The 22,249-nt window shown below is 37.3% G+C and carries 23 protein-coding genes and 1 other RNA gene; 6 read left to right on the forward strand and 18 right to left on the reverse strand.

All coding sequences use genetic code 11. The annotated features are described in order from the left end of the window. Positions 1 to 3 precede the first annotated feature (3 nt). Both GTH24_RS02795 and ureG read left to right on the forward strand, forming a co-directional pair. Entirely contained in the window at positions 4 to 669 is a 666-nt protein-coding gene (locus tag GTH24_RS02795; RefSeq protein ID WP_072069744.1) for an urease accessory protein UreF, read from the forward strand. 9 nt (positions 670 to 678) lie between these two features. Beyond that, the gene (gene ureG / locus GTH24_RS02800; RefSeq protein WP_072069743.1) at positions 679 to 1,296 is read left to right on the forward strand and encodes an urease accessory protein UreG; all 618 of its coding nucleotides are present in this window, start codon (positions 679 to 681) and stop codon (positions 1,294 to 1,296) included. A gap of 113 nt (positions 1,297 to 1,409) precedes the next feature. On the opposite strand, the gene dolP is transcribed toward ureG, so the two are convergent. The 4 genes from dolP to GTH24_RS02820 form a co-directional block, all read right to left on the reverse strand. Further along, the gene (gene dolP, locus GTH24_RS02805; protein ID WP_072069742.1) at positions 1,410 to 1,988 is read right to left on the reverse strand and encodes a division/outer membrane stress-associated lipid-binding lipoprotein; all 579 of its coding nucleotides are present in this window, start codon (positions 1,986 to 1,988) and stop codon (positions 1,410 to 1,412) included. Positions 1,989 to 1,997: 9 nt separating this feature from the next. Continuing rightward, positions 1,998 to 2,588, reverse strand: a complete 591-nt coding sequence (gene diaA / locus GTH24_RS02810) for a DnaA initiator-associating protein DiaA (protein ID WP_004245257.1) — start codon at positions 2,586 to 2,588, stop codon at positions 1,998 to 2,000. Positions 2,589 to 2,610: 22 nt separating this feature from the next. Continuing rightward, entirely contained in the window at positions 2,611 to 2,991 is a 381-nt protein-coding gene (locus tag GTH24_RS02815) for a YraN family protein (RefSeq protein WP_072069741.1), read from the reverse strand. A 75-nt stretch (positions 2,992 to 3,066) separates the two neighbouring features. Then, positions 3,067 to 4,821, reverse strand: a complete 1,755-nt coding sequence (locus GTH24_RS02820) for a penicillin-binding protein activator (RefSeq protein WP_164525923.1) — start codon at positions 4,819 to 4,821, stop codon at positions 3,067 to 3,069. 61 nt (positions 4,822 to 4,882) lie between these two features. Between GTH24_RS02820 and rsmI the strand changes: the two genes are divergently transcribed. After that, positions 4,883 to 5,761 (forward strand): 16S rRNA (cytidine(1402)-2'-O)-methyltransferase, encoded by an 879-nt coding sequence (gene rsmI, locus GTH24_RS02825; RefSeq protein ID WP_072069740.1) that lies wholly within the window; start codon positions 4,883 to 4,885, stop codon positions 5,759 to 5,761. A gap of 60 nt (positions 5,762 to 5,821) precedes the next feature. After that, positions 5,822 to 6,197: RNase P RNA component class A (gene rnpB, locus GTH24_RS02830), an RNA gene on the forward strand. A gap of 67 nt (positions 6,198 to 6,264) precedes the next feature. On the opposite strand, the gene GTH24_RS02835 is transcribed toward rnpB, so the two are convergent. Then, the gene (locus tag GTH24_RS02835) at positions 6,265 to 6,969 is read right to left on the reverse strand and encodes a pirin family protein (protein WP_072069739.1); all 705 of its coding nucleotides are present in this window, start codon (positions 6,967 to 6,969) and stop codon (positions 6,265 to 6,267) included. Positions 6,970 to 7,082: 113 nt separating this feature from the next. Here GTH24_RS02835 and GTH24_RS02840 point away from each other — a divergent pair, with 113 nt between their 5' ends. After that, on the forward strand, positions 7,083 to 7,985 hold the full coding sequence (locus GTH24_RS02840) for a LysR family transcriptional regulator (protein ID WP_072069738.1): 903 nt from the start codon (positions 7,083 to 7,085) through the stop codon (positions 7,983 to 7,985). 90 nt (positions 7,986 to 8,075) lie between these two features. Here GTH24_RS02840 and GTH24_RS02845 read toward each other — a convergent pair whose 3' ends face one another. From GTH24_RS02845 to GTH24_RS02900, 12 genes are all read right to left on the reverse strand, one after another. Next, positions 8,076 to 8,345: a PAAR domain-containing protein gene (locus tag GTH24_RS02845; protein ID WP_164525924.1), complete on the reverse strand. Its 270-nt coding sequence runs from the start codon at positions 8,343 to 8,345 to the stop codon at positions 8,076 to 8,078. 30 nt (positions 8,346 to 8,375) lie between these two features. Then, complete coding sequence (locus GTH24_RS02850) at positions 8,376 to 9,020, reverse strand: hypothetical protein (RefSeq protein ID WP_164525797.1); 645 nt, start codon at positions 9,018 to 9,020, stop codon at positions 8,376 to 8,378. Between the two features lie 96 nt (positions 9,021 to 9,116). After that, entirely contained in the window at positions 9,117 to 10,055 is a 939-nt protein-coding gene (locus tag GTH24_RS02855) for a hypothetical protein (RefSeq protein ID WP_164525925.1), read from the reverse strand. After that, positions 10,052 to 10,981 (reverse strand): hypothetical protein, encoded by a 930-nt coding sequence (locus GTH24_RS22075; RefSeq protein ID WP_241254013.1) that lies wholly within the window; start codon positions 10,979 to 10,981, stop codon positions 10,052 to 10,054. The genes GTH24_RS02855 and GTH24_RS22075 overlap by 4 nt, the downstream gene beginning before the upstream one ends. 20 nt (positions 10,982 to 11,001) lie before the next feature. Continuing rightward, positions 11,002 to 12,195: a hypothetical protein gene (locus GTH24_RS02865; protein WP_164525926.1), complete on the reverse strand. Its 1,194-nt coding sequence runs from the start codon at positions 12,193 to 12,195 to the stop codon at positions 11,002 to 11,004. Positions 12,196 to 12,204: 9 nt separating this feature from the next. Beyond that, the gene (locus GTH24_RS02870) at positions 12,205 to 12,795 is read right to left on the reverse strand and encodes a DUF4123 domain-containing protein (protein ID WP_164525927.1); all 591 of its coding nucleotides are present in this window, start codon (positions 12,793 to 12,795) and stop codon (positions 12,205 to 12,207) included. Further along, positions 12,788 to 14,983 carry a type VI secretion system Vgr family protein gene (locus GTH24_RS02875; protein WP_164525928.1) on the reverse strand — a complete coding sequence of 732 codons (2,196 nt, stop codon included), beginning with the start codon at positions 14,981 to 14,983 and terminating at the stop codon, positions 12,788 to 12,790. The genes GTH24_RS02870 and GTH24_RS02875 overlap by 8 nt, the downstream gene beginning before the upstream one ends. 660 nt (positions 14,984 to 15,643) lie before the next feature. Continuing rightward, complete coding sequence (locus tag GTH24_RS02880) at positions 15,644 to 16,036, reverse strand: DoxX family protein (RefSeq protein WP_072071050.1); 393 nt, start codon at positions 16,034 to 16,036, stop codon at positions 15,644 to 15,646. Positions 16,037 to 16,220: 184 nt separating this feature from the next. Continuing rightward, on the reverse strand, positions 16,221 to 16,526 hold the full coding sequence (locus GTH24_RS02885) for a YqjK-like family protein (RefSeq protein ID WP_241254014.1): 306 nt from the start codon (positions 16,524 to 16,526) through the stop codon (positions 16,221 to 16,223). Then, positions 16,507 to 16,917 (reverse strand): phage holin family protein, encoded by a 411-nt coding sequence (locus tag GTH24_RS02890; RefSeq protein WP_072071049.1) that lies wholly within the window; start codon positions 16,915 to 16,917, stop codon positions 16,507 to 16,509. The genes GTH24_RS02885 and GTH24_RS02890 overlap by 20 nt, the downstream gene beginning before the upstream one ends. A gap of 6 nt (positions 16,918 to 16,923) precedes the next feature. Further along, on the reverse strand, positions 16,924 to 17,229 hold the full coding sequence (locus tag GTH24_RS02895; protein WP_072071048.1) for a DUF883 family protein: 306 nt from the start codon (positions 17,227 to 17,229) through the stop codon (positions 16,924 to 16,926). A gap of 244 nt (positions 17,230 to 17,473) precedes the next feature. Then, a complete protein-coding gene (locus tag GTH24_RS02900) occupies positions 17,474 to 18,130 on the reverse strand; it encodes a DedA family protein (RefSeq protein ID WP_072071047.1) in 657 nt (218 codons plus the stop codon). Between the two features lie 734 nt (positions 18,131 to 18,864). On the opposite strand from GTH24_RS02900, the gene sstT reads away from it, so the two are divergent. Further along, positions 18,865 to 20,118, forward strand: coding sequence for a serine/threonine transporter SstT (gene sstT / locus GTH24_RS02905; protein ID WP_072071046.1), 1,254 nt, complete (start codon positions 18,865 to 18,867; stop codon positions 20,116 to 20,118). A 112-nt stretch (positions 20,119 to 20,230) separates the two neighbouring features. Here the strand turns inward: sstT and GTH24_RS02910 are convergent, their stop codons facing one another. Continuing rightward, positions 20,231 to 22,249 (reverse strand): FAD-dependent oxidoreductase, encoded by a 2,019-nt coding sequence (locus GTH24_RS02910; RefSeq protein ID WP_072071045.1) that lies wholly within the window; start codon positions 22,247 to 22,249, stop codon positions 20,231 to 20,233.

Raw genomic sequence — 22,249 nt, forward strand, 5'->3', positions numbered from 1 at the left:
TTGATGCTTGCAGATCTACGCTTATATCAATTAGTCAGTCCTTCTTTACCTGTGGGATCGTTTACTTATTCTCAAGGGCTAGAGTGGGCAATTGAAAAAGGTTGGGTTTGTTGTCCTCAAACGTTAACGGCTTGGTTAAGTACTCAAATGACAGGTACTTTAGCAACGTTAGAGCTCCCTATATTACGACGATTACAAGAAAGCTTAGCTCAAACTAAAATGAGTGAAGTGAAATATTGGTGTGATTTTATTGTCGCAAGCCGTGAAACTAAAGAATTACGACAAGAAGAGCGCCAACGAGGTATTGCTTTTGCTCGTTTACTTCCTCAATTAGATATTGAGTTAGATGAAACCTTACAAGCCTGTGTAAAACAGACACAACTGATGGCATTTGCGTTAGCGGCTGTGAAATGGAACATTTCCTCTGAAAAGTTATGTTGTGCTTATGCTTGGGGTTGGCTTGAAAATACGGTGATGTCAGGTGTAAAACTTATTCCATTAGGACAAAGTGCAGGACAGAAAATTTTGTTTACATTAGCAGAGCAGATCCCTGCGATTGTTGAGCAATCGGCACATTGGCCCACTGAAGATATTGGAAGTTTTACACCTGCGCAAATTATTGCCAGTAGTCGTCATGAAACACAATACACTCGACTTTTTCGTTCATGAGAAACTTATATGCAAGAATATAATCAACCACTGCGTATCGGTGTTGGCGGCCCTGTTGGATCAGGCAAGACAGCACTGTTAGAAGTTCTTTGTAAAGCAATGCGTGATACATATGAAATCGCGGTTGTTACAAACGATATTTATACCCAAGAAGATGCCAAGATCTTAACGCGTGCCGAAGCATTAGACGCCGATCGTATTATCGGAGTGGAAACAGGGGGATGTCCTCATACTGCTATCCGTGAAGATGCTTCGATGAATCTTGCCGCGGTTGAAGAGTTGGCAATACGTCACAAGGATCTTGATATTGTTTTTGTGGAGAGTGGTGGTGATAACTTGAGTGCCACTTTTAGCCCAGAGCTTGCAGACTTAACCATTTATGTGATTGATGTGGCGGAAGGGGAAAAAATTCCACGTAAAGGTGGCCCAGGTATTACTCATTCTGATCTGCTCGTGATCAATAAGATCGATCTAGCTCCTTATGTTGGCGCCTCATTAGAAGTAATGGAAGCTGATACTGCTAGAATGCGTCCTGTGAAGCCTTATGTTTTCACCAACTTAAAAGAAAAAGTAGGCTTGGAAACTATTATTGATTTTATCATCGATAAAGGGATGTTAAGACGCTAACAGCCTATTTTAATGCAATTCGATTTTAGTTAAGTGAGACACTGCCAGTATCAGTTATTATTCACAAAGACTGATACTGGCAGGATAATACAAAACGATATCAAAATGCGGGATTAATTAAGGTAAGTAAATGCGGTGGTTACTTTAACTACCCCTTTGGTTTCACTGGCTATTTTCGCAACAGCAGCCCCTTCTTGGCGAGTTAAAATACCAAATAAGAACACCTCACCATTTTCAGTGATCACTTTTACCGACGAGGATTTGACTGAATCACTGCCTAAAATTTGAGAGCGAACTTTGGTTGTTAACCATGTATCTGATGATGCAGTGCCTAATGTCACCGGCTCGCCTTGGCGGACTTCATTATAGACGTTATTCACGCCTTCAACTTTACTTGCGACTTGTTTTGCCGTATCGGCAACGGACATATCAGGGCTTTGACCTGTTAATAAGATATTGCCTTGATAAGCAGTCGCCACAATACGTGAATTGCTTTTCTTGATCTGTTCATTTTTATTTAGAGCACCAGAAACACGCGCTTCCAATGTACCATCATCAACTTGTTGCCCTAATGAGCGAGGATCGGTTGCAGTTTTACCTGCAACTGCAGCCGTGCCGACAACAGCGGCACCGATGCAACCTTGCAGTAAAAGCGCAGAGCACAGCACTGCAGTGATAGGAAGCAATTTCATAGTAACTCCTTAGTCATCCTGATGTGGGAATAATGTATTATCAATTAAATCGCAGAGACAATTGACTGTTAGCATCTGAACTTCCTGTATTCTGACGGTACGTTGAGAAGGAATACGAATCTCAACGTCTTGAGGGCCTAATAACCCTGCAAGCTCTCCGCCATCATAGCCTGTTAATGCAACAATGGTCATATCTCGTGTTACAGCGGCTTCAACGGCTTTAATAATGCTTCGACTGTTACCGTGTGTCGAAATAGCAAGTAGCACATCTCCAGCTTGTCCTAATGCGCGCACTTGTTTAGCGTAGATCTCATCGTGTTGCTGATTCCCCATAATTGCAGTCATCACCACGCTATCTGTGTTTAACGATAATGCAGGCAAACTTGGACGTTCTGTTTCAAAACGATGGATCATGCTTGCGGCAAATCGCTGTGCTGTTGCTGCTGAGCTACCGTTTCCACAGCTTAATATTTTATGGCCGTTTAATAACGATTGAACCATCATCATGGCGGCTCTGGAAATAGCATCAGGTAATGCTTCTGCTGCTGCAATTTGAGTTTGGATACTCTCTGTAAAGCAGACTTTGATTCTATCAAGCACGTTAAGACCTATATAATCTAATTTAACGAATAAATTCCGTATAATCGAGAATGTTTTTTAACCATATTAACTGGCGTTGATTAAATGCACAAACATCAAAGCGACAGTCTGATGTCTCGATACTTTCTTGGCGCTGTGCTAACCAACACTTTGCTGTACGCCATAAGCGACGCCGTTTAGAGTAGGTAATGGAGCTTATCGCATCACCAAATAAGGTGTTATATCTAAAACGAACCTCAACAAATACCCATGTCTTGTTTTCCTGCATAATAAGATCAATTTCTCCGCAGGGATATCGGACATTACGCGCAATGAATATTAATCCTTGTTTGCGTAAGTATTTTAGCGCTTTTTGTTCATAGTACAGCCCTAAAAAGTAAGGGCTTTTAGAAAAATCATCCATGATTTTCTTCCTTCATTACTCATAAAACAAACCGCCATAAAGGCGGCTTATTTTTATGATAACGGAGTATATCTATTACTGTGTAACAGGTTCAATTTTACCTTGTTTAAATTGCATCCAAGGAAGTTGTCTATAAACAGTACAGTTATCTTCAACACGTAATGAGCCTGAAATACCATTAAAATGCAATGTACCTTTTGTCAGATCATTGTAATTGTTTGCTAATGACCATGCATCAATTCCCATAGCATAAAGACGCATTAATGAGTAATCGTTCGCAAATTTACTTGATGCTTTTTGCATTAACGGCAAATTAGCGCCAGTCATCAATGGAATATCACTAAATTGAATGCCATCCATTTCCATACGGAAATCAGGGCCTGTTCCACCTTGGTTGCTACGAGAGCTAACATAAATCGGTGGGCGCTTTTGGGTACTGATCGCCATATCGATCATAGGTTTAATTAAAGTCAATTCATCACTGGTGGCAATGATATAAACCGAATCAATCGCACCACCAGCAGATGGAATAGATTGAGAGTCTAATGGCAGAGGTGCATTTTCTGTTGGTAAAACAGGTGTTCCTGTCATACGAATACCGACACCGCGATTAATCGATGCTTTTAAGCTTTCAACAGAACTAAAGGTTTGTTGTAAAACTGTACCGCCACCTGTACGTTGCCATTCATCAGCAAAAGTTTGTGCCATTCTTTGGCCAAATTTATTATCTGGAACAATAATTAATGGGTTTGCTTTTTGTTGCTGACGTAAGTGTTGTGCTGCATTACGGGTTTCATCTTCAGGTGAAAGAGAGAAGAAACAGACAGTCGTTGCAGAAGGAATTGCATCTAACTCGTTTAATGCTAATACCGGTAAGCCACTTTGAAGTTCAATAGTTTTCATTACTTCTGGTTTTAGCAGAGGGCCGACAATTAAGTTAGCGCCATCTTGTTGTACTTTTTTCAGTAAGATATCAATAGGTTGACTATTGGTATCATAAACAATTACTTGGCGTGCATTTTGTGCAACGGGATCTAAACGCAGTGTGGTGTTACTTGAAAATGCAGAACTCTCTTTTTCTTTATCTTGAGTCGTTTCAGTTTTTTCGGTTGTTTCTTGTGCGGTATCCGTTGTCGGTGTTTCAGTATTTTTGATGCCTAATTCTTCTAAGATTGAAGCAAGGCTGTCATCATTTTTAGGGGATTCTGGCTCAGGCATTGCTTGAGGTTGAGGTAAGCCACTCTGCGCATCAAGGAAGCCTTGGCGAATAGCCTCTCCAAATACTTTAGCTTGCCCTGTTAAAGGTAACAATAATGCGATTTGGCTACTTGCACTAACAGAAGGCTGTGAAAGACGTAATAATGATACAGGGAGTGTTAACGCTGCTGGGTTACGAGGATAGCGAGTTTGCCATTCTCTCACGGCAGTTGATAACTTATCCGCATCATCTTTGTTGTATTCATATGTGTTGAGTAAATCTAACCAACCTTGCAGGGTATTTTCATCTGCTTTGATAACCACACCACGGCGTTGTTCTGGTGTGAGTTTGGTTAGTGTGAGCCATGTATCATCAATATTTTTCTGATGTAGCTCAGGATCGGTAATTAATGTTTCTAACCCAATATAGGCTCTAATAACATCTAAAGATGCCAGCCCTTGAGCATCATCAATCACTTTTTGAAATTGTTTCATCTCCATTTCTGCTTTTGCAGCGGGAGTGAGAGGTTGTTCTTGTTGCCCCGTCAGGGTACAACCTGACATAATCAGCGCAGAGAGTATCGCAGTATAGGATAAACCTGTTTTAAAACGCACAAAAATTGAGGAAAGCATACTGTACCCAGTGATGTTTTATAATTATGCTCAATTTTAAATCGGTCATTCGGAATAAACAATGAATCAACCTAATCGAGCAGCGGTAACGACATCCACACTGTACATAGTACCCACACCTATTGGTAATCTGGGCGATATCACCCAGCGGGCACTTGATGTGCTGTCTCATGTCGATTTAATTGCTGCAGAAGATACCCGTCATACAGGGCTTCTATTACAGCACTTTGCCATTAACGCACGTTTGTATGCGTTACATGATCATAATGAACAGCAAAAAGCAGATCAATTAATTAGCAAATTACAACAGGGGCTAAGTATCGCATTAGTCTCTGATGCAGGTACACCATTAATTAACGATCCTGGCTATCATTTAGTCAATCAATGTCGTAAACATGGCATAAATGTCGTGCCACTGCCTGGCGCTTGTGCTGCTATTACGGCACTTTCTGCTGCTGGGCTTCCTTCTGATCGTTTTTGTTATGAAGGTTTTTTACCAGCAAAAACAAAAAGTCGCCAAGATTGCCTACGTGAATTGTCAGAAGAACCTCGTACATTGATTTTTTATGAGTCAACACATCGGCTGTTAGATAGTTTAGCTGATATGGTGACAGTTTGGGGTGAAGATCGCTACGTAGTATTAGCGAGAGAGCTCACAAAAACGTGGGAAACTATTCAAGGTATGCCAGTGGGTGAATTACTCAAATGGGTACTTGAAGATGAAAATCGCCGTAAAGGTGAGATGGTTCTCATTGTTGAGGGGTATGAAAAACCCGTTGATAATGATTTTTCCCCTGAAGTGTTACGAACACTTGCGATTTTACAAAAAGAGTTACCTCTGAAAAAAGCAGCTGCTGTGACGGCTGAAATTTATGGTGTGAAGAAAAATGCACTTTATAAACACGTTATTGAGCAAAATGGTGAAGCTCAAGACGAGTAAAGTGATTTTTTAGCTTCTTTTGCTATACATTTTCTATCAGAATCCCTATAATTCGCACCCTGAGTTGACTAGACAACCGCTGCTTTATCGTTGTCCCTTCGGGGGAGACGGATAGAGGGGAGGAAAGTCCGGGCTCCACAGGGCAGGGTGCCAGATAACGTCTGGGAGGCGCGAGCCTACGACAAGTGCAGCAGAGAGTAAACCGCCGATGGCCTGTTTACAGGATCAGGTAAGGGTGAAAGGGTGCGGTAAGAGCGCACCGCGCAACTGGTAACAGTTTGTGGCATGGTAAACTCCACCCGGAGCAAGACCAAATAGGGGTTCTTATGGTGCGGCCCGCATTGAACCCGGGTAGGTTGCTGGAGCCAGCGCGCAAGTTCTGGCCTAGATGAATGGTTGTCCACGACAGAACCCGGCTTAACGGTCAACTCACCTCATAAAAAACCCTCGATTCACGTTGTGTTTCGAGGGTTTTCTGTTGTTAAGCCAATCTAAATCAACAATCATGAAATAATATCAATAAATAAGCCACGAAACTCAGCCGAGCTTTTTAATGTGATGCTATGGCTATCTTGAATAAAAGCGCCATCGCCACACTGTATTTGCCCATTTTCTTGTGTGGACGTTTGCAAATAGGTGCCGCCTTTTATGGATTGCAAAAAGCCTTTCTGTCCTTTTATTGGCAGTGTAATTTCATCGCCTGCTTGCAAATGAATATGATAAAGCCAAATTGTCTGCCTTAACATTAACGAGCCATCATCACCGGCAGGTGAAGCTAACAATTGATATTTTAAGTTTTCATCTAATACCAATTTTTGTGAGGCTACACTTTCTTGTTGTGGACAAGCATTTAGCCACAACTGGATACGGGTTAATGGCGTATCAGGACTGCTGTTTTTCTCAATATAGGTTTCTGTATTATGAGGTGAAATAAGTAAGCACTCATTTTCTTTTGCTGTGACTGTCCGTCCCATATTATCCAGGTATGTCGCTTCTCCTTGAAGAATAAGATTAACCACATCAACATGAGGATAAGTCTTTGCTTTAAATTCAGAATTTGGTGCAAGCACTTCTTGGTTGAGAACTCTTAGCGTGCCATAGTCTAAAAAATGAGGGTCAAAGTAGTGGCCAAAGGAAAATGTGTAGCGAGCTTGTAGCCAACCATAATCCGCTTTGCCACACTGTTGTGCTGTTCTGTATTTTATCATAGCGGTATTTTTCGAGTAGATTATCAATATATTTATCATAGAGGTATGGACTGTCTATTGTTAGCAAGTTAATCTGGTGCCTATAATCAAATTATTTGATAGAGATAAGTATAATGAGTAAAGACAAAGCAATTACGTTGGAATCTTTACGAGTCATGGATGCCATTGATCGTAGAGGGAGTTTTGCGGCAGCGGCTGATGAACTAAATCGAGTTCCATCGGCACTTAGTTATACCATGCAAAAATTAGAAGAAGATTTAGATGTTGTCCTTTTTGACCGTTCTGGTCATAGAACTAAATTTACCAATGTTGGCAGGATGCTACTTGATAGAGGACGTATATTACTTGAGGCTGCTGACAAATTAACGTCAGATGCAGAAGCCTTAGCAAGAGGTTGGGAGCCACATATCACTATTGTTTGTGAAGCACTGACACCCGCATCTCGTCTCTTTCCTTTGGTTGAAAAATTAGCTGAAAAATCCAATACACAACTGTCATTAGTGACAGAGGTATTAGCAGGGGCATGGGAAAGTTTAGAAAGTGGTAAATGCGATATTGTGATTTCACCCGATATGCATTTTCGCACTTCATCTGAAATCAACTTTCGCCCTTTATACAATACCACTAGTGTTTACGTTGCCAGCCCAGATCACCCGATCCATAACGAGCCTGAACCATTAGCAGAAGAAACTCGCTTAAAATATCGGGGCATTGCAATTGCAGATACGGCAAGAGAACGCCCTGTTTTAACCGTATTATTATTAGATAAACAACGCCGTTTAACGGTCAGTTCTATTGAAGATAAACGCCGTGCGTTAATTGCAGGTTTAGGTGTGGCGACAATGCCAATTGATTTAATTGAAGATGATATTAAAGAAGGGCGCTTACGTGTTGTTGGCCCAGAATATCATCATGAAAATAATATTATTATGGCATGGCGAAGAGACAGCATGGGTGAAGCTAAATCGTGGTGCTTACGTGAGATCCCAAAACTTTTTGCGAATGACAAAAAATAGTTTTGCACATCAATAATGTTTGTGTTTTAGATATCGATAAAAATATAGACACTAATATTAGGCGGAAGCTTCCGCCTAATTAAAAATGGATCACTCCACCGCAACTAATACACAGCCCTTTAAACAACCGCATTGCACTTTATGTCCTTCTAACGCGACGGGGATATTGTTTATTTTCATCATTGCATCACCTTCAATAATTTTGCCTTTTTGCTGACAATCAGGGCAATAGACTTCATCGCCTAAACATGCAATTTCATGAGTTTGTTTTGCTAATAAAGAACCGCTTAATACGGTTCCTTTTGTATTGGTGGTATCATTTTTTAAGATGAACTTTCGTCCTTGAATTGTGCTACGCATGTTTAGCTTTCTCTTTATTACTAGTATTAATTAATTTCCTAAAGTTATTCCAAACTGCCAAGGAATAAGATCTGGAAAATCTAATTTTCCATACCATTTAGGGCGTAATATGTCTTGAAAGCATCCTAAATTATCAATATATTGAGCGATTACACATAAATAAGTGATAGTACCTTTATTGATAGATGAAGATTGAATATTTTCAATTGCACTATTAATAAATAATTTTTTTTCTTTAAGTGGTTCTTTAAATCGACATAATGGATCTTGAAAAATGATTTTATCAAGCTCTTTTTCTAATGTAGATTGTCTAGTACTGATATAAAAATAACTATTTTTAATATCCTCAATAAAAGAATCAGTATTCTCCTTTAATATTAGATCTTTTTTAAGGTTGATTTTTTCTTGTAGCCAAGATTGGCTTTCTTTATTTTTATGAACGATAATATTATTCATATTTATTTCTAATTCTTTATAAAAAAAAGATTTTTTATAAAACTGACCAAAATAAATCATTAATATCGTTTGAAAAACACATAAATATTGGCTGGTACGATGTTGTTTATCAAAATAGTGATAATTTCTTTTCAAAATTTCCAATAGTGCTTTTTGTTTAATATTATAATAATCTAACACTAATTTATGCTCATCTTCAAGGAATTCTATTGCTTCCATATAGAATTCCTGAAGAATATTGTCCTTAATTATCTGTTTGCTTTTTGCTGTCAATATCATTTTATAACAAAAGCCTTAGTTTAATTTTAATCAAGACTAAAATAATGTATGAATGACTTTTAGCTCTGGGTTTATTTTAATTAAATCATCCGTAATTTGATGATAGATATCCGGCATATTCTCTAACCAACCCACCATATCAGGTCGATGATCGATAGCCATCGGTGTTTTTAATAATGGATGATCGATTATAGGGGTACTTAAGCCATGACGAGCACGAAAATTTTTCACGGCTTGATATTCAAAAGGCCAAGCAATGAGTATTTCCATATCAACTTCATAACCTGTTGCACTTTGTTCATTTTCATTATTTCGAAATAATGCTGACCACTGAATATGTTTATCGCATAATTCCATCAGCCATGGAATTAAAATTTCATCATTCTCACAATAGAGGGCTTCTTGGCAAAAGCGTTGATAAAAAGGATCAATCGGAATGCCCGTACTTTCCCAATCAATGGTTTCTTTTTTTTCACTGGCTAACATTTCAATCGCTAATACACCTAGCTTTTGAGGGCGTGTATACATGGGGAGTGAGTTTGCCATTTTACCTGATTGAATATTTTTTATTATTTTGTCGTAACAAATTTGGCTAGACTTAAAATAATTACAAGCAAAATTCATTAGTAATATTTCACCTTGCTCTGCAAGGTCAAAAAAATTCTTATCTCTTTCAAATTGATCAAAATAACCTGATACAAAGCATAAGTTTTTATGATATAGAAAACGTTCTAATGAATAAGGAACCTTATTTTTTTTTCTATAAGTTTGAATGATGTAAATAAGGGCAATACCCGATGAATTAAAGTTAATAGTAGATATATAATCAATATATTTATCTTTATTATTTGAATCTAATTCATTAATAATTTCATAAAAGTCTTCATTAATAATATTATTAATATCAATAGTATCACGAATAGTTCTATTGGCTATTTTTTCAATATAATTTATCACCCGGCTTGTACGACTCATTTATTTAAATCCTCAATTATATAGAAAGAATCATATTTTTTATTACTAGAAATATCAAATTTATTATCTATTCCTACAGTTAATTTGAAACCACTAATACTCCCTCTTTTGGCATCATTCTCTATTTTATTCAATAAAATTCTTTTATTTCTATCTAATCCATACTCATTAATTCCATCCAGAATAGAATCTTGGGATAATTGAATATGTTTTCTTAGATTTTTTATATAGTCTTTTTGGAAATCACTAGCTTTTCCTCCTGTTGGCGTTGAATTAGCACCAAATTTATCTTTCATCACTGTTTTGATTTCAAAAGTTACCCAATCTGGTGGAGGTGGGTCTATCTTACAAATCAAGTCTATTCCTTGCCCCTTTTTATTCTGTAATGCTATCATTTTTTCAGGATCAAAGCTTTTACCGTATAAAGGATGTGGGACTTTTTTATTATCATTATTACCCTTTTTAAGGATTAGCTCTTTATTTACAAGTGGTGCCTTACCACTTCTGGTTTTTAAAAACAATTTATCAAATAATGTTCCCTTTTTAATTTCATTAATAACGTGGCTTTCACCCACATACCCAACAAAGTGAGCCAATTTTAATGATGCAACGCCATCATAAAACAGATTGGATTGTAATATTTTATTAAGATCATGATGTGATTTTAAATTAATCTCTACGTGTCCAGTGACTCGATGCGTACTTCCCTTAGGTTTACCCTGAATACGTAGAATACATGAGCCGTCAGCTTTAGGACCAAAACAAGAGACAATTGTATCATCAAAATGTGTTTGAAATGTTTTTCCTACCATTTTAAATTGAGTAATATTAACATCACCTAATTTTTTTATTTCATATTTATTTGTGACACTGACATTAATAGAGTGAGTTTCATCATATTTGATAGGTCTTGGCTTATTCGCCATAAATATAATCCTTTATATTTTTATTTATTAATATCTATAATTTCAGGTTCTCCCGTAATTAAACTCACAGAAATCGCAGTGCCTAAACTTGTGCTTACTCCACTTGTTATTACTTGAGTTTTAACTTTTTTACCAAAACACATAAACATATTCATGGCATGATAGGTTGTGACAAAGCCTTTAGTCTCTCCTGTTTTTGAATCAAGATATTTCATTGAGTTTAATAAAATATTATATCCTTTATCATTATTATATCCCCATAAAGCAGAGGTATCTTCTATTAACTCATTTGTTGTATAGATTATATTAAATCCTTCGGCAATTAGTGGTAAAGCTCTAGCACCATTTTTAGCAAGTGTTAATACACCACCAATACCTGTTAATAAAAAGGCAATGTCAACAACAATTGACTTCCCTAATTCTATTTTCTCTTTAACTTCTTGTTCTTTAATTTCAGAAATAATAAAAGAGACTAAATCACTAGCTAATTCATTGTAATCCTTTTCAGTTATCTTATTTTTTTTATCTTCTCCTAACTCTAATCCTTTTATTATTAATTTAGGTGTAATTGTAATCGTTCGTTTTTTACTTTTGTAATCAACATGAGATAACATAACATTTTTATAGCCAAGCAACATTTTGATTTCATCTTGTTGATCGACGGCACCATCAATGCTACTAAAGTCTTGTATTCCATGAATACACGTTCTTATTAATTGGAAATCAATTTTATAATGATATTTATTATATTTTGATTTCATGCCCTTATAGGTTAATCCTGCATCTTCTGGTCTTTCATTTGCAGGTATGAATGCGAGCATGAAATTAAGAAAATCTTCAGTATTTTCACCACCATCAGGATCAAAATGATTGCGAATAGCTTCTTGTAATTTATCGTGACCTTTAATTTCTTCTGCTATCAATCGTATTTTAGGATCGAAGGAATCGTTTTGGCTAACTTGTTCAACATAGGCCATTAAAGCATCAAGAGGGATACCTGTCGGCATAGTTTCATGCTCTAATTCTCCTGGAAATTGTTCACTTTCTACTTCTTCCCAATCTTCATCAAAAGGGCTACGAGAAAACTTATCTAATGCGTCAATAATGTTTTTATCGTCAGATAAAAAAACACCTTCTTTGATGTTATTTTCACATGGCTGTGTTTCTATATTGTTATTCACAGCTTCATCTTTAAATTTATCGCCTAATGCCATTACATATCCTTATTGTAATATTAAAAATTGGTTAGCTCTGATATCATCCGCTAAAATAAATAGAATGTTATCCATAAATTGGATATAGTCCTTAACAGGTAGATAAGGTAATAATTTTTTTACTGTTAAGGGATCATAATATCTAAACATTAACCATTTATTTTTTTCCTCATCAAAAATCTGATTAAATTTACGTAATTGATATGATAATTCTTTCAAAGATAATCGTGAGCGTAAATAGATCCCGATGGGATTTTCAATACTATTATCAAATAGCCAATTGGTGAAAGGATGCTCTAGTTTTAATTTAACTAAATAAGGGGCATAGTAAGAATAATTTTCAGCACTCTTTCCTTTCCAAAGGCAACAGTATTCTGTTTCAAATATATCAAGTAAAATAGCAATATCTGGCCGTTTTATTGCATCAATAATAGTCCAAACATGGCTATCAATAACTTCATTTCCTTTTATAATATGTTTATCGCCATAACGAGAAAAAGGAATTCCATTAAATAAATACGATGTTATTTTTTTTAATTTACTTTCTTTATCCAGATTTAATTCATAAGGAATAGAAGCTAAACGAGATACTTTATTCATTATCTTCCGCTTCCTTTTTTATTTTTGCACAAACCTCACAAAAAGGGATTCCCTCTTCTGTTGCTGCTGTTAGTGCATTTATTTGATCAATGCCACCACCATCAATATTGACCGATGAAGTATTAATTTTTAGTTGCTTGGCCTTTATTGTGATCCCCATCTCGTCAATAATAATACTTCCACCTGAACCCGCTAATGTCAGTTTTTTCTCAGCATGAATAATATAAAGTGGTGACTGTGATAATAATTTAGTTTTAATTTCCTCATGCATATTGCCTTCAACTATTACTTTTTTCTGACCACCAATTTGAATAAGTTGATCAGCAAAAATAATTGATTTCTTACTACTATTAATAATTTCTGTCTTATTTCTATCGATTTGAGTTTCTTGATCTTGAGAAATATGAATAACAGAATTACGACCTATTTTTTCGTAATGATCTCTACCTACTTCTGTTCTTTTATCATTACCAATCTTTTCTTGTTGATCGACACCAACCTTTTTCTGGCGGCTATGATTAATGGTATGAAATTCATCATTTAATACATGAGTGCGGTGATCCCGTTGCGCATGTAAATACACTTCTTCACGTCCTCCGGCGTCCTCAAATCGCAGTTCATTAAATCCTGTGCCTTTATGCGTCTTAGTGCGAAATGTGGTTCGGGTTTGTTCTTTGGGTAAGTCCAGTGGGGGGGCATTACGACCGTTATAGGTGCAACCGGTGATAATTGGTCTATCAATATCGCCATTTAAATAAGACACAATCACCTCTTGCCCAATGCGAGGGATCACCATAAAACCGAAGCCATCGCCATTCCAACCCTGTGCAACGCGCAACCAACACGAACCACTATGATCAGGCTTTCCGCGTCTATCCCAATGAAAATAAACTTTTACCGCGCCTTGTTCATTGGTGTAAATCTCCTCACCTTCTGGACCAACGACTGTCGCCAACTCATCACCATCCGCCAGCGGTTTATAATGAAAAGGCGGTCGCCATTCCTGCGTACCGGGAATAAAAGTGACATTATTTGACAGTTGAGTTCCCTCACCGCCACCGTTATCCGCAGAGGGTTGTACGCCATGATGCGAAACGCTGATCACCTGCCAACGCGAATTCATACGCGCACTTGGATGATGGGTTAAGGTAAATATTTTGCCCGGCATTAACGCAAAACAGTTGGTACTTGCCGAGCCTGTTTGACGATAATTTTGAGATTGCTCATAACGCAATTGATTCAATGGCTGAGCTTCTGCCTCTTCTTGAAAACGGCCATAGCTTTCAAAAACAGGGTGTTGTTGATGGACGTCACCCGTTGTGTTTTGTGATAACGGGTAAGAAGGACGTATTGGGTTATAATCTTTGTCAATACGCACATCACTGCATAAACGTTCGGTATAGCGCCATGTGGTGGCAGTGGTATCCGTAATATCCGTTTCAGCTTGTGGGTTATACGTCAGCGTGATCCCCGCCGTCATCCCTAAATGATTGTCGCTATAAAACAGTTTTGGCCCTTCTTCAAACCAAAAATTGATCCCCTCTTCAAACGCTAAACGACACCAGAATGCATAAGCAGATTCACGCTTTTGCGTGATATAGCGGCGAGTTTGATGCAGTTCAGGTTGATAGAATTGCTTGTCATATTTGATATGTGCTTCATCTAGCAATTGCTGAAGAATTTGTGGCACCGTTTTATTCTGGAAAATACGGCTATCTTGGTTCAGCGTCATCACCCACATTTCTGGGCGAATAACAAATTGATACCACGTTTTAACGCCGTCTGTGTTGCCTTGTTCGGCACTCGCCAGTAAGCCTTGAACCGTGCGGATTGTTTTACCGTCACGACTGACGGTTAACGATGAAGCCACGCCTAATTGGTTGGCAAAATCAATATCACGTTGCTCGCTCACCGCGTGTATCGACAGAGTGAAAAGTTCTGATAATCCTTCGTTTAAATCAAACTGAGTGACTTGAAAAGTGCTTTTAGGTAAATCGCCAATTTGGCAAGTAAACACTAATCCGGTATGAAGTAATCCCTTTCCTAGGGTGTCGAGTAATTCGCTGTATTTTTTAATGCGAGCGTGTTGTTCTGAGAATGTCATCCCCATTTTAAAGGAGGGTGATGATGTAGGATCATCTAATACCAAACGGGGTTTAGGGGGGTTGTTAGCGTCATTCGTTGACATAAAAGCTCCGATTTAAATGTGACAAACACGCAATAAAAAAGACAAAAAAATAAGCCTAAAAAAGTATCTATTGAATAATAGGCTCATAACAGAGCCTTTAATTGATTAGAGTAGCTTAAGTACTTTTAATAAGAAGTAAAGGAAGAGGCGGGGAGAACAAGCATTATATCCTCGTAGGATAAGTGACTTAGCGTAAAATAATTGTTCATACGGTATTTACTACTTTCGTTCCTTAAAATAAGTGTATTTACTTATATTATTCTCTTTCGTAAATGTCCGAAATCTCGCTAAGGCCAGTCAGGTCTAATGTACATGAATTTTTAATATGTAACAAAATGTGTATTTTATTTCAAATTGTAACATCGTTGATTTGTAAGGGAAAAATAACATGCTTTTCAAAATAATAAGCTAACTACGATTTTTATCATCAATGACGAAAAAAACCGCACCTAAAATTTCACACATCACAGAAGATTCATTTAAATAAAGACAAAAATATCACTGATAGAGTGAATTTGAGGATGGGGTGAGGGAAACAGAAAGAAAATTAATAAAATTTATATAAATACAGTTAAAAAAAAAGAACCCTATGTTTAAAACATGGGGTTCTTATCGATTTAAAGATCCCCTAGAGGATCTTTTTTGTTTCTAAATGGGTTATTACCAATTTTTATTGAAAATACGATCTAAGCTCCATTTACCTGGACCTGTCACAACGAGTAATAAATATCCGCCAGCGATTGTCATATTTTTCATAAACATTAATTGGTTCATGCCTTCAGCAAAATTGCTGTGGAACAGCAGTGCGGTTAGAAGAGTAAATACCGCAGTAAAAATTGCAGTGGTGCGAGTTAAGAAACCAAATAAGATTGCTAATCCACCACCTAATTCTAATAAAATAGTCAGTGGTAATAAGAAACCGGGAACGCCCATTGCTTGCATATATTGCTGTGTACCTTCATATGCGCCAATTTTTCCGTAGCCTGCGCTGATAAATAAAATCGGCATTAAAATACGGGCAATTAATAACGCAATGTCTTCAAATTTTTTCATAATATTTATTCCTAATAAAACTCTATTATCTGCAATGTATATCTGTTTATATTTGTATTTTCGTCGGTTATTTTTCTACTTTTAGATTTAATAACCACGGCTACGGTGTGAGATAGATAATAATGGGAAATTGAAAAAGAGGATATTAAGAAGAATTAACATTCTTAGACAAAAAAATTGATGTTCAATCTGAGGTTTTTTTGAAGGACTTCTGTATTGCTCGAATTAAGCCAATTGCACCGATAGCGCGTTGTCCTAACCGTATGATTTTTTTAGGGTGTTTAATACTGTAAAGAGAAATAAAACTAGCGCCTACTAAAAAAGCAGGTTTTAAAGAGACTAAAATCCGCCACGCTTTATCATAAGGCTCTGTCGCATCAAGCCAAGTTTGTGTACCTTGCCCCAAATCAGAGCGCTGTTGCTGAATTTTATTCAACAACAGCTTTTTACGTCTTGAGAGAACACTCTGCTTATTTTGTTTGTTCATCATGATATTGCTCCAAAAGACGTTTATCTAATTCCAGTTGTTGGCGGGTGTCGCCTAATAAGGTGGAATTTCGTGCTTTCTTTAATGTCATGATGGCGCCAATAAGGGCGCAGAAAAGCAAAGTCGCTGTTGTAACCGCTAAAGTATAAATTCGGTATTCTGGGGGAATAACCCAAAATAACAATATAAGCAGGCTCATTAGACCGAATGCGGTAAGTAACAAGGTGACTCCAGCCATTAAAATAAGCTGGATCAAGGTGGTTTTTTCTTCTTCCAGTTCAATGGCTATTAATTGTAGGCGAGTTTCAACCATGCCTATAACGATAGCTCCAATTCTACTGAGAGAATTCAGAACCCCAGATGCGGGGCCCTGTGGTCTTTGAGTATCACTCATTATAAATTAGCGTTTTGCAAGTAGAACGCCAAGAACAACACCAACAGCAGCACCGATACCAACACCTGTCCATGGATTTTCACGAACATAGTTATCTGCTTTTCCTGCCATTTCTTTCGTGTTATCGACAATTTCTCGACCTGCATCACTGAGTTTTGCTCGAGAACCTTTTATTGCCGATTCTGCTTTTGCACGCAGACTTTGGATTTCTTCTTTGGATTTATCTGCAGAGGAGTTCAGTACTTCTTCTAGAGTATCAGCAAGAGATTTCAATTCACTACGCAGATCTTCATTTGAACGTTGTTGAGACATAATTAACTCCTTTAATAGAGATAGAATGTAGTACTTATAACAATAGACTAATTTTACAGCTTAATGAAATTAAATAACGACTTAAAAGTGAAAAAAAGAGATAAATCTTAATTAAATGGGAGGATTAAAGGAGCTTAGAAGTGTGTATTCTGAAAAAAAGACCTGTTCAATATGATGAAACAGGTCTCTATTATTTTTTGCTGTGTAATTCCTATCGGAATATCTTGATAGTATTTAATTCGTATTAAGCTTTTCTTTTCTTTTTAATAACCACCCAGATGCTACCAATTAAACCGATCACTAATAGGCAAACAGGTAATAGCATAAGAATATTCATTAAATAGTGTTCGTATTGGCGAAATAGCGGACTGTTACCGAGTAAATAGCCTAGCGTTGTTAAAATACCTACCCATAAAAGCCCACTTAACCAATTGAAAATCTGAAAGCGGGTATTATTCAATCCAGCAAGGCCAGCAATCGTTGGTAACAATGTTCTAACGAACGCTAAAAAACGGCCAATAAGTAATGCGGCTAAGCCATGGCGATGAAAAAGCCCATGTGCGCGCTGGTGATAATGTTCTGGTAGATGTGACAGCCAACTACGTACTAATTTTGTATTACCAAGCCATCGTCCTTGAAGATAGCCCAGCCAGCAGCCTAGGCTCGCACCTGCGGTTAAAATAAGTAAGGTCAATGGAAAGTCCATTGTATCTTTAGCAATTAACACACCCACTAAAATTAATAAGCTATCTCCTGGTAAGAAAGCTGCGGGTAATACTCCGTTTTCTAGGAATAGTATGGTGAATAATAAAATGTAGATAATCCATATTAATGAGGGATTAGCTAAGGTTTCGTAATCTTGATGCCATAGCGCCAAGAAGAGCTCTCTTACGATTTCCATATAAAAGGCTTCCTAAAACTGAGTCATTTGGGGGTAAATGTAAATTCAATAAGTGTTGTAATCCATTTACCCGTTTTCCACTTCATAGGGTCTATTTTTCATTGTTTAAAACAGCAACACTCTAACAAAATCAGGAAAAACTAGACAGAAAATTTTTCAACTCTATAACGAGATAACTTACCCATAGATATGGGATCTTGAAAAATAGACATCTAATCTCTTTTCGAATTCAGAGTAGGGGATTTTTTAAAAGAAAACCTTAAGAGCTAGAATGCTAAGAAGAGAAATATCACATTTTGTTTTAATCAAAAAAAGATAAATTTTTAATATTCTTTGAAAGAAAATAAAAAAGTTATCTTATTTATATTACACATTTTTTGTCTATTATTTATACAGTTACGAATAGATAGCGTGATTAATTGTTAGTTATTATGTTAATAAAAAAACTGATTAATTGATTAAAAGAATAAAAAATAGCAGAGTGAAAATAAAAAATAAGTAATATGACCAAGCATAACTTACTGATAATAATAATTTCTTTCATTTCCGATTGGTATACTAAAAAGAACAAAATCCTATTATGATCACAGTTATGTTATTTTTTTGTTAACAATAACGGTTAATGCTGTATATTTTGCATAATCAGCTTTTCAGCGCGATTCAATTCCTTATACTGGCATTGCAAACACTCAAAAATGCTTTTTTTTAATATTATTTTAAGTAATGGAATAGCTATGGATAAACAACAATCCAGAGTCTTCAGCCTGTTCTTTAAGGGAAGCCTCGTCAAACAAATACTCGTTGGTTTAGTCGCAGGGATCTTACTCGCTTGGTTAGCACCAGAAGTTGCCAAGATGATGAGTTTGTTAGGTACTCTGTTTATTAATGCTCTAAAAGCTGTTGCGCCAGTATTGGTATGGGTGCTGGTAATGGCTTCGATTGCTAATCATCGTCAAGGGCAAAAATCAAATATTCGCCCCGTGTTAGTTTTATATCTGCTAGCAACGTTCTTTGCTGCATTAACTGCTGTTGTTGCAAGCTTTATGTTCCCATCAGTTTTAACGCTAGTTGTTAATGAATCACAACTGTCACCACCTGAAAATATCGCTGAAGTGCTTAAAGGGGTATTAATTAATGTGGTCGCAAACCCTGTTGATGCACTTATCAACGGCAACTACATGGGGATCTTAGCATGGTCTATTGGGTTAGGTTTAGCATTACGCCATGCAAGTGATACCACTAAAGCTTTAACACAAGATTTAGCGGATGCAGTGACAAACTTAGTACGTGTTGTTATTCGTTTAGCTCCTATCGGTATTTTTGGTTTAGTGTCGTCAACTATCGCAACAACTGGCTTTGAAGTTTTAGCGGGTTATTTACAGGTTCTGATTGTACTGATTGGCTGTATGCTGTTTGTTGCTTTAGTCGTGAATCCATTGATTGTATTTTGGAAAATCCGCAGTAACCCATATCCATTAGTATGGGCATGTTTGCGTGAAAGTGGTGTAACCGCCTTCTTTACACGTAGCTCAGCAGCAAACATCCCTGTGAATATGGCAATGTGCCGTCGTATGAATTTAGATGAAGACACTTATTCTGTCTCAATTCCATTAGGTGCGACCATCAATATGGGTGGTGCGGCAATTACTATCACTATTTTGACATTAGCGGCAGTCAACACATTGGGTATGCCTGTTGATGTGCCAACTGCACTATTATTAAGCCTTGTTGCTGCAGTTTGTGCATGTGGTGCATCTGGTGTTGCTGGGGGATCTTTACTGTTAATTCCACTAGCTTGTAGCATGTTTGGTATTAGCAATGATATTGCTATGCAAGTGGTTGCCGTGGGTGTGATGATTGGTGTGTTACAAGATTCAGCTGAAACCGCACTGAATTCATCAACAGATGTTCTCTTTACTGCAACAGTCTGTATCGCAGAAGATAATCGTATTTCAGATAATCCATTAACTGAAAAAAATAATGGGTAAAAAGGGTAAGTAGTAAGACAGGAAGAGCTGTAAAAATAATAATCAATAATAAAAAAATAGAACCCCACATTTTTATGTGGGGTTTCTTTTTTACTCAAGCACTGAAAAAGGATTAAATATTGAGAGCTAATTCTGTTCCTTGCCTAATAGCGCGTTTTGCATCTAATGCACTAGCATCTTTAGCACCGCCGATAAGATGGACTTTTGTATGGACATTTTCTAAAGAAGTAAGCAAAGGATGATAAGCGCGTTGCCCTGTACATAATATAATATTATCAGCCACAAGAAGTTGTTGTTTTCCATCTTGTTCAATAACAAGACCTTCTGGCGTAATTTTTTGATAATGGCAATGTGTTAAGAATTTAACGCCTTTTTTCTCCAGCGTTAAACGATGTATCCAACCCGTTGTTTTACCTAAATTCAATCCTATCTTTCCGGCTTTACGTTGAGTCATAACAATCTGTTTATTATCATCTTTTAAGTGATTTTCTGGTTTTATTCCGCCACGATATGAAAGCGTCGGATCAATGCCCCATTCTTTGTTAAAAGCACAGGGGCTTAGGCTACTGCATTGCCCTTTTTGCGTAAGATAGAGACCAGTATCAAAGCCAATACCTCCGCTACCAATAATCACGACTCTTTTACCCACGGGTTGATGGCGCTTTAAAACATCCAAATAAGTTTTAACAATTGTATTATCTCGGCCTTCTATATCAGGAAGGTGTGGTGTTACACCACTGGCTAAAACAATTTCATCAAAGTGTTTAAGATGATGAGGAGTGGCTTCAGTATTATTTTTAACAATCACACCAGTGAGTTGTAACTGTCGTTTAAAGTAACGCAAGGTTTCCTTAAACTCTTCTTTTCCGGGAATTTGGCTAGCAATATTCAACTGCCCACCAATAACATCTTCTTTTTCAAAGAGTGTTACATGGTGACCACGTTTAGCCGCTGTTATAGCAAAAGATAATCCCGCTGGCCCTGCGCCGACAACAGCCAGTTTTTTAGGTTGTTGGGTTGGAATAACCAGAAGTTCGGTTTCTCGACAAGCAAAAGGATTGACTAAACAAGATGCTGTTTGTCCTGAAAATATTTCATCAAGGCACGCTTGATTGCAAGCAATACAGGTATTGATTTCATCTTCACGCCCTAATTGTGCTTTTAGGACAAACTCAGGATCAGCAAGAAAAGGGCGTGCCATTGAAATCATGTCGGCACAGCCTTCCGCTAAAATGGCTTCTGCGGTTTGTGGTGTGTTAATACGGTTTGATGTAATAAGAGGAATATTCACTTGGCCCATTAATTCGCGTGTTACATTCGCAAATTGGCCTCTTGGTACCATCGTGGCTATCGTTGGAATTCGAGCTTCATGCCAGCCAATCCCTGTATTGATCATTGTAGCGCCTGCTTTCTCAACAGCTTTGGCAAGATAAACAACTTCTGATGCATCTGAACCATTTTTAATTAAATCCAGCATAGAAAGACGGTAAATAATAATAAACTGCTCACCAACGGCTTTTTTTATGCCTTCAAGAATACGTAAAGCGAAGCGACAACGATTTTCAATATTGCCACCCCATTGATCGTTACGCTGATTCGTATGGTTAACTAAAAACTGATTAATTAAATAACCTTCAGATCCCATTATCTCAACACCATCATAGCCCGCTTTTTGAGCTAATTGAGCGCAGTGAATGTAGTCATCAATAGTTTGTTCAATTTGTTCATGACTCATTTCTTTTGGCATAAAGGGGGTTATTGGTGATTGAATAGCAGAAGGCGCCACCAAATTAGGTTGGTAACTATAACGACCAGTATGCAATATCTGTAATGCAATTTTTCCACCTTGCTGATGAACGGCATCAGTAACCAATTGATGTGGTGCAAGCTGGGATTCAGACATTAATGTTGCGGCGTGCGGTAATAATACACCTTGCTTATTCGGTGATATCCCTCCAGTAACAATAAGTGCAACGCCTGCGGCGGCTCTTTGTGCATAAAATTGTGCAAGTTTTGGAGCATCTTTAGGGTCTTCTTCAAGACCAGTATGCATAGAGCCCATTAACATTCGATTTTTCAGTACAGTAAACCCTAAATCAAGGGGAGAAAATAGATGAGAATAATGTGCCAT

The organism is Proteus vulgaris, from assembly GCF_011045815.1.
GTDB classification, from domain to species: Bacteria; Pseudomonadota; Gammaproteobacteria; order Enterobacterales; family Enterobacteriaceae; genus Proteus; species Proteus vulgaris_B.

Excerpts from the sequence above, each read along its gene's own strand:
- GTH24_RS02795 (WP_072069744.1), top strand. The coding sequence starts at position 4 with ATGCTTGCAGATCTACGCTTATATCAATTAGTCAGTCCTTCTTTACCT.
- ureG (WP_072069743.1), top strand. The coding sequence starts at position 679 with ATGCAAGAATATAATCAACCACTGCGTATCGGTGTTGGCGGCCCTGTT.
- dolP (WP_072069742.1), bottom strand. The coding sequence starts at position 1,988 with ATGAAATTGCTTCCTATCACTGCAGTGCTGTGCTCTGCGCTTTTACTG.
- GTH24_RS02815 (WP_072069741.1), bottom strand. The coding sequence starts at position 2,991 with ATGGATGATTTTTCTAAAAGCCCTTACTTTTTAGGGCTGTACTATGAA.
- GTH24_RS02820 (WP_164525923.1), bottom strand. The coding sequence starts at position 4,821 with ATGCTTTCCTCAATTTTTGTGCGTTTTAAAACAGGTTTATCCTATACT.
- rsmI (WP_072069740.1), top strand. The coding sequence starts at position 4,883 with ATGAATCAACCTAATCGAGCAGCGGTAACGACATCCACACTGTACATA.
- GTH24_RS02835 (WP_072069739.1), bottom strand. The coding sequence starts at position 6,969 with ATGATAAAATACAGAACAGCACAACAGTGTGGCAAAGCGGATTATGGT.
- GTH24_RS02840 (WP_072069738.1), top strand. The coding sequence starts at position 7,083 with ATGAGTAAAGACAAAGCAATTACGTTGGAATCTTTACGAGTCATGGAT.
- GTH24_RS02845 (WP_164525924.1), bottom strand. The coding sequence starts at position 8,345 with ATGCGTAGCACAATTCAAGGACGAAAGTTCATCTTAAAAAATGATACC.
- GTH24_RS02850 (WP_164525797.1), bottom strand. The coding sequence starts at position 9,020 with ATGGAAGCAATAGAATTCCTTGAAGATGAGCATAAATTAGTGTTAGAT.
- GTH24_RS02855 (WP_164525925.1), bottom strand. The coding sequence starts at position 10,055 with ATGAGTCGTACAAGCCGGGTGATAAATTATATTGAAAAAATAGCCAAT.
- GTH24_RS22075 (WP_241254013.1), bottom strand. The coding sequence starts at position 10,981 with ATGGCGAATAAGCCAAGACCTATCAAATATGATGAAACTCACTCTATT.
- GTH24_RS02865 (WP_164525926.1), bottom strand. The coding sequence starts at position 12,195 with ATGGCATTAGGCGATAAATTTAAAGATGAAGCTGTGAATAACAATATA.
- GTH24_RS02870 (WP_164525927.1), bottom strand. The coding sequence starts at position 12,795 with ATGAATAAAGTATCTCGTTTAGCTTCTATTCCTTATGAATTAAATCTG.
- GTH24_RS02875 (WP_164525928.1), bottom strand. The coding sequence starts at position 14,983 with ATGTCAACGAATGACGCTAACAACCCCCCTAAACCCCGTTTGGTATTA.
- GTH24_RS02880 (WP_072071050.1), bottom strand. The coding sequence starts at position 16,036 with ATGAAAAAATTTGAAGACATTGCGTTATTAATTGCCCGTATTTTAATG.
- GTH24_RS02885 (WP_241254014.1), bottom strand. The coding sequence starts at position 16,526 with ATGATGAACAAACAAAATAAGCAGAGTGTTCTCTCAAGACGTAAAAAG.
- GTH24_RS02890 (WP_072071049.1), bottom strand. The coding sequence starts at position 16,917 with ATGAGTGATACTCAAAGACCACAGGGCCCCGCATCTGGGGTTCTGAAT.
- GTH24_RS02895 (WP_072071048.1), bottom strand. The coding sequence starts at position 17,229 with ATGTCTCAACAACGTTCAAATGAAGATCTGCGTAGTGAATTGAAATCT.
- GTH24_RS02900 (WP_072071047.1), bottom strand. The coding sequence starts at position 18,130 with ATGGAAATCGTAAGAGAGCTCTTCTTGGCGCTATGGCATCAAGATTAC.
- sstT (WP_072071046.1), top strand. The coding sequence starts at position 18,865 with ATGGATAAACAACAATCCAGAGTCTTCAGCCTGTTCTTTAAGGGAAGC.
- GTH24_RS02910 (WP_072071045.1), bottom strand. The coding sequence starts at position 22,249 with ATGGCACATTATTCTCATCTATTTTCTCCCCTTGATTTAGGGTTTACT.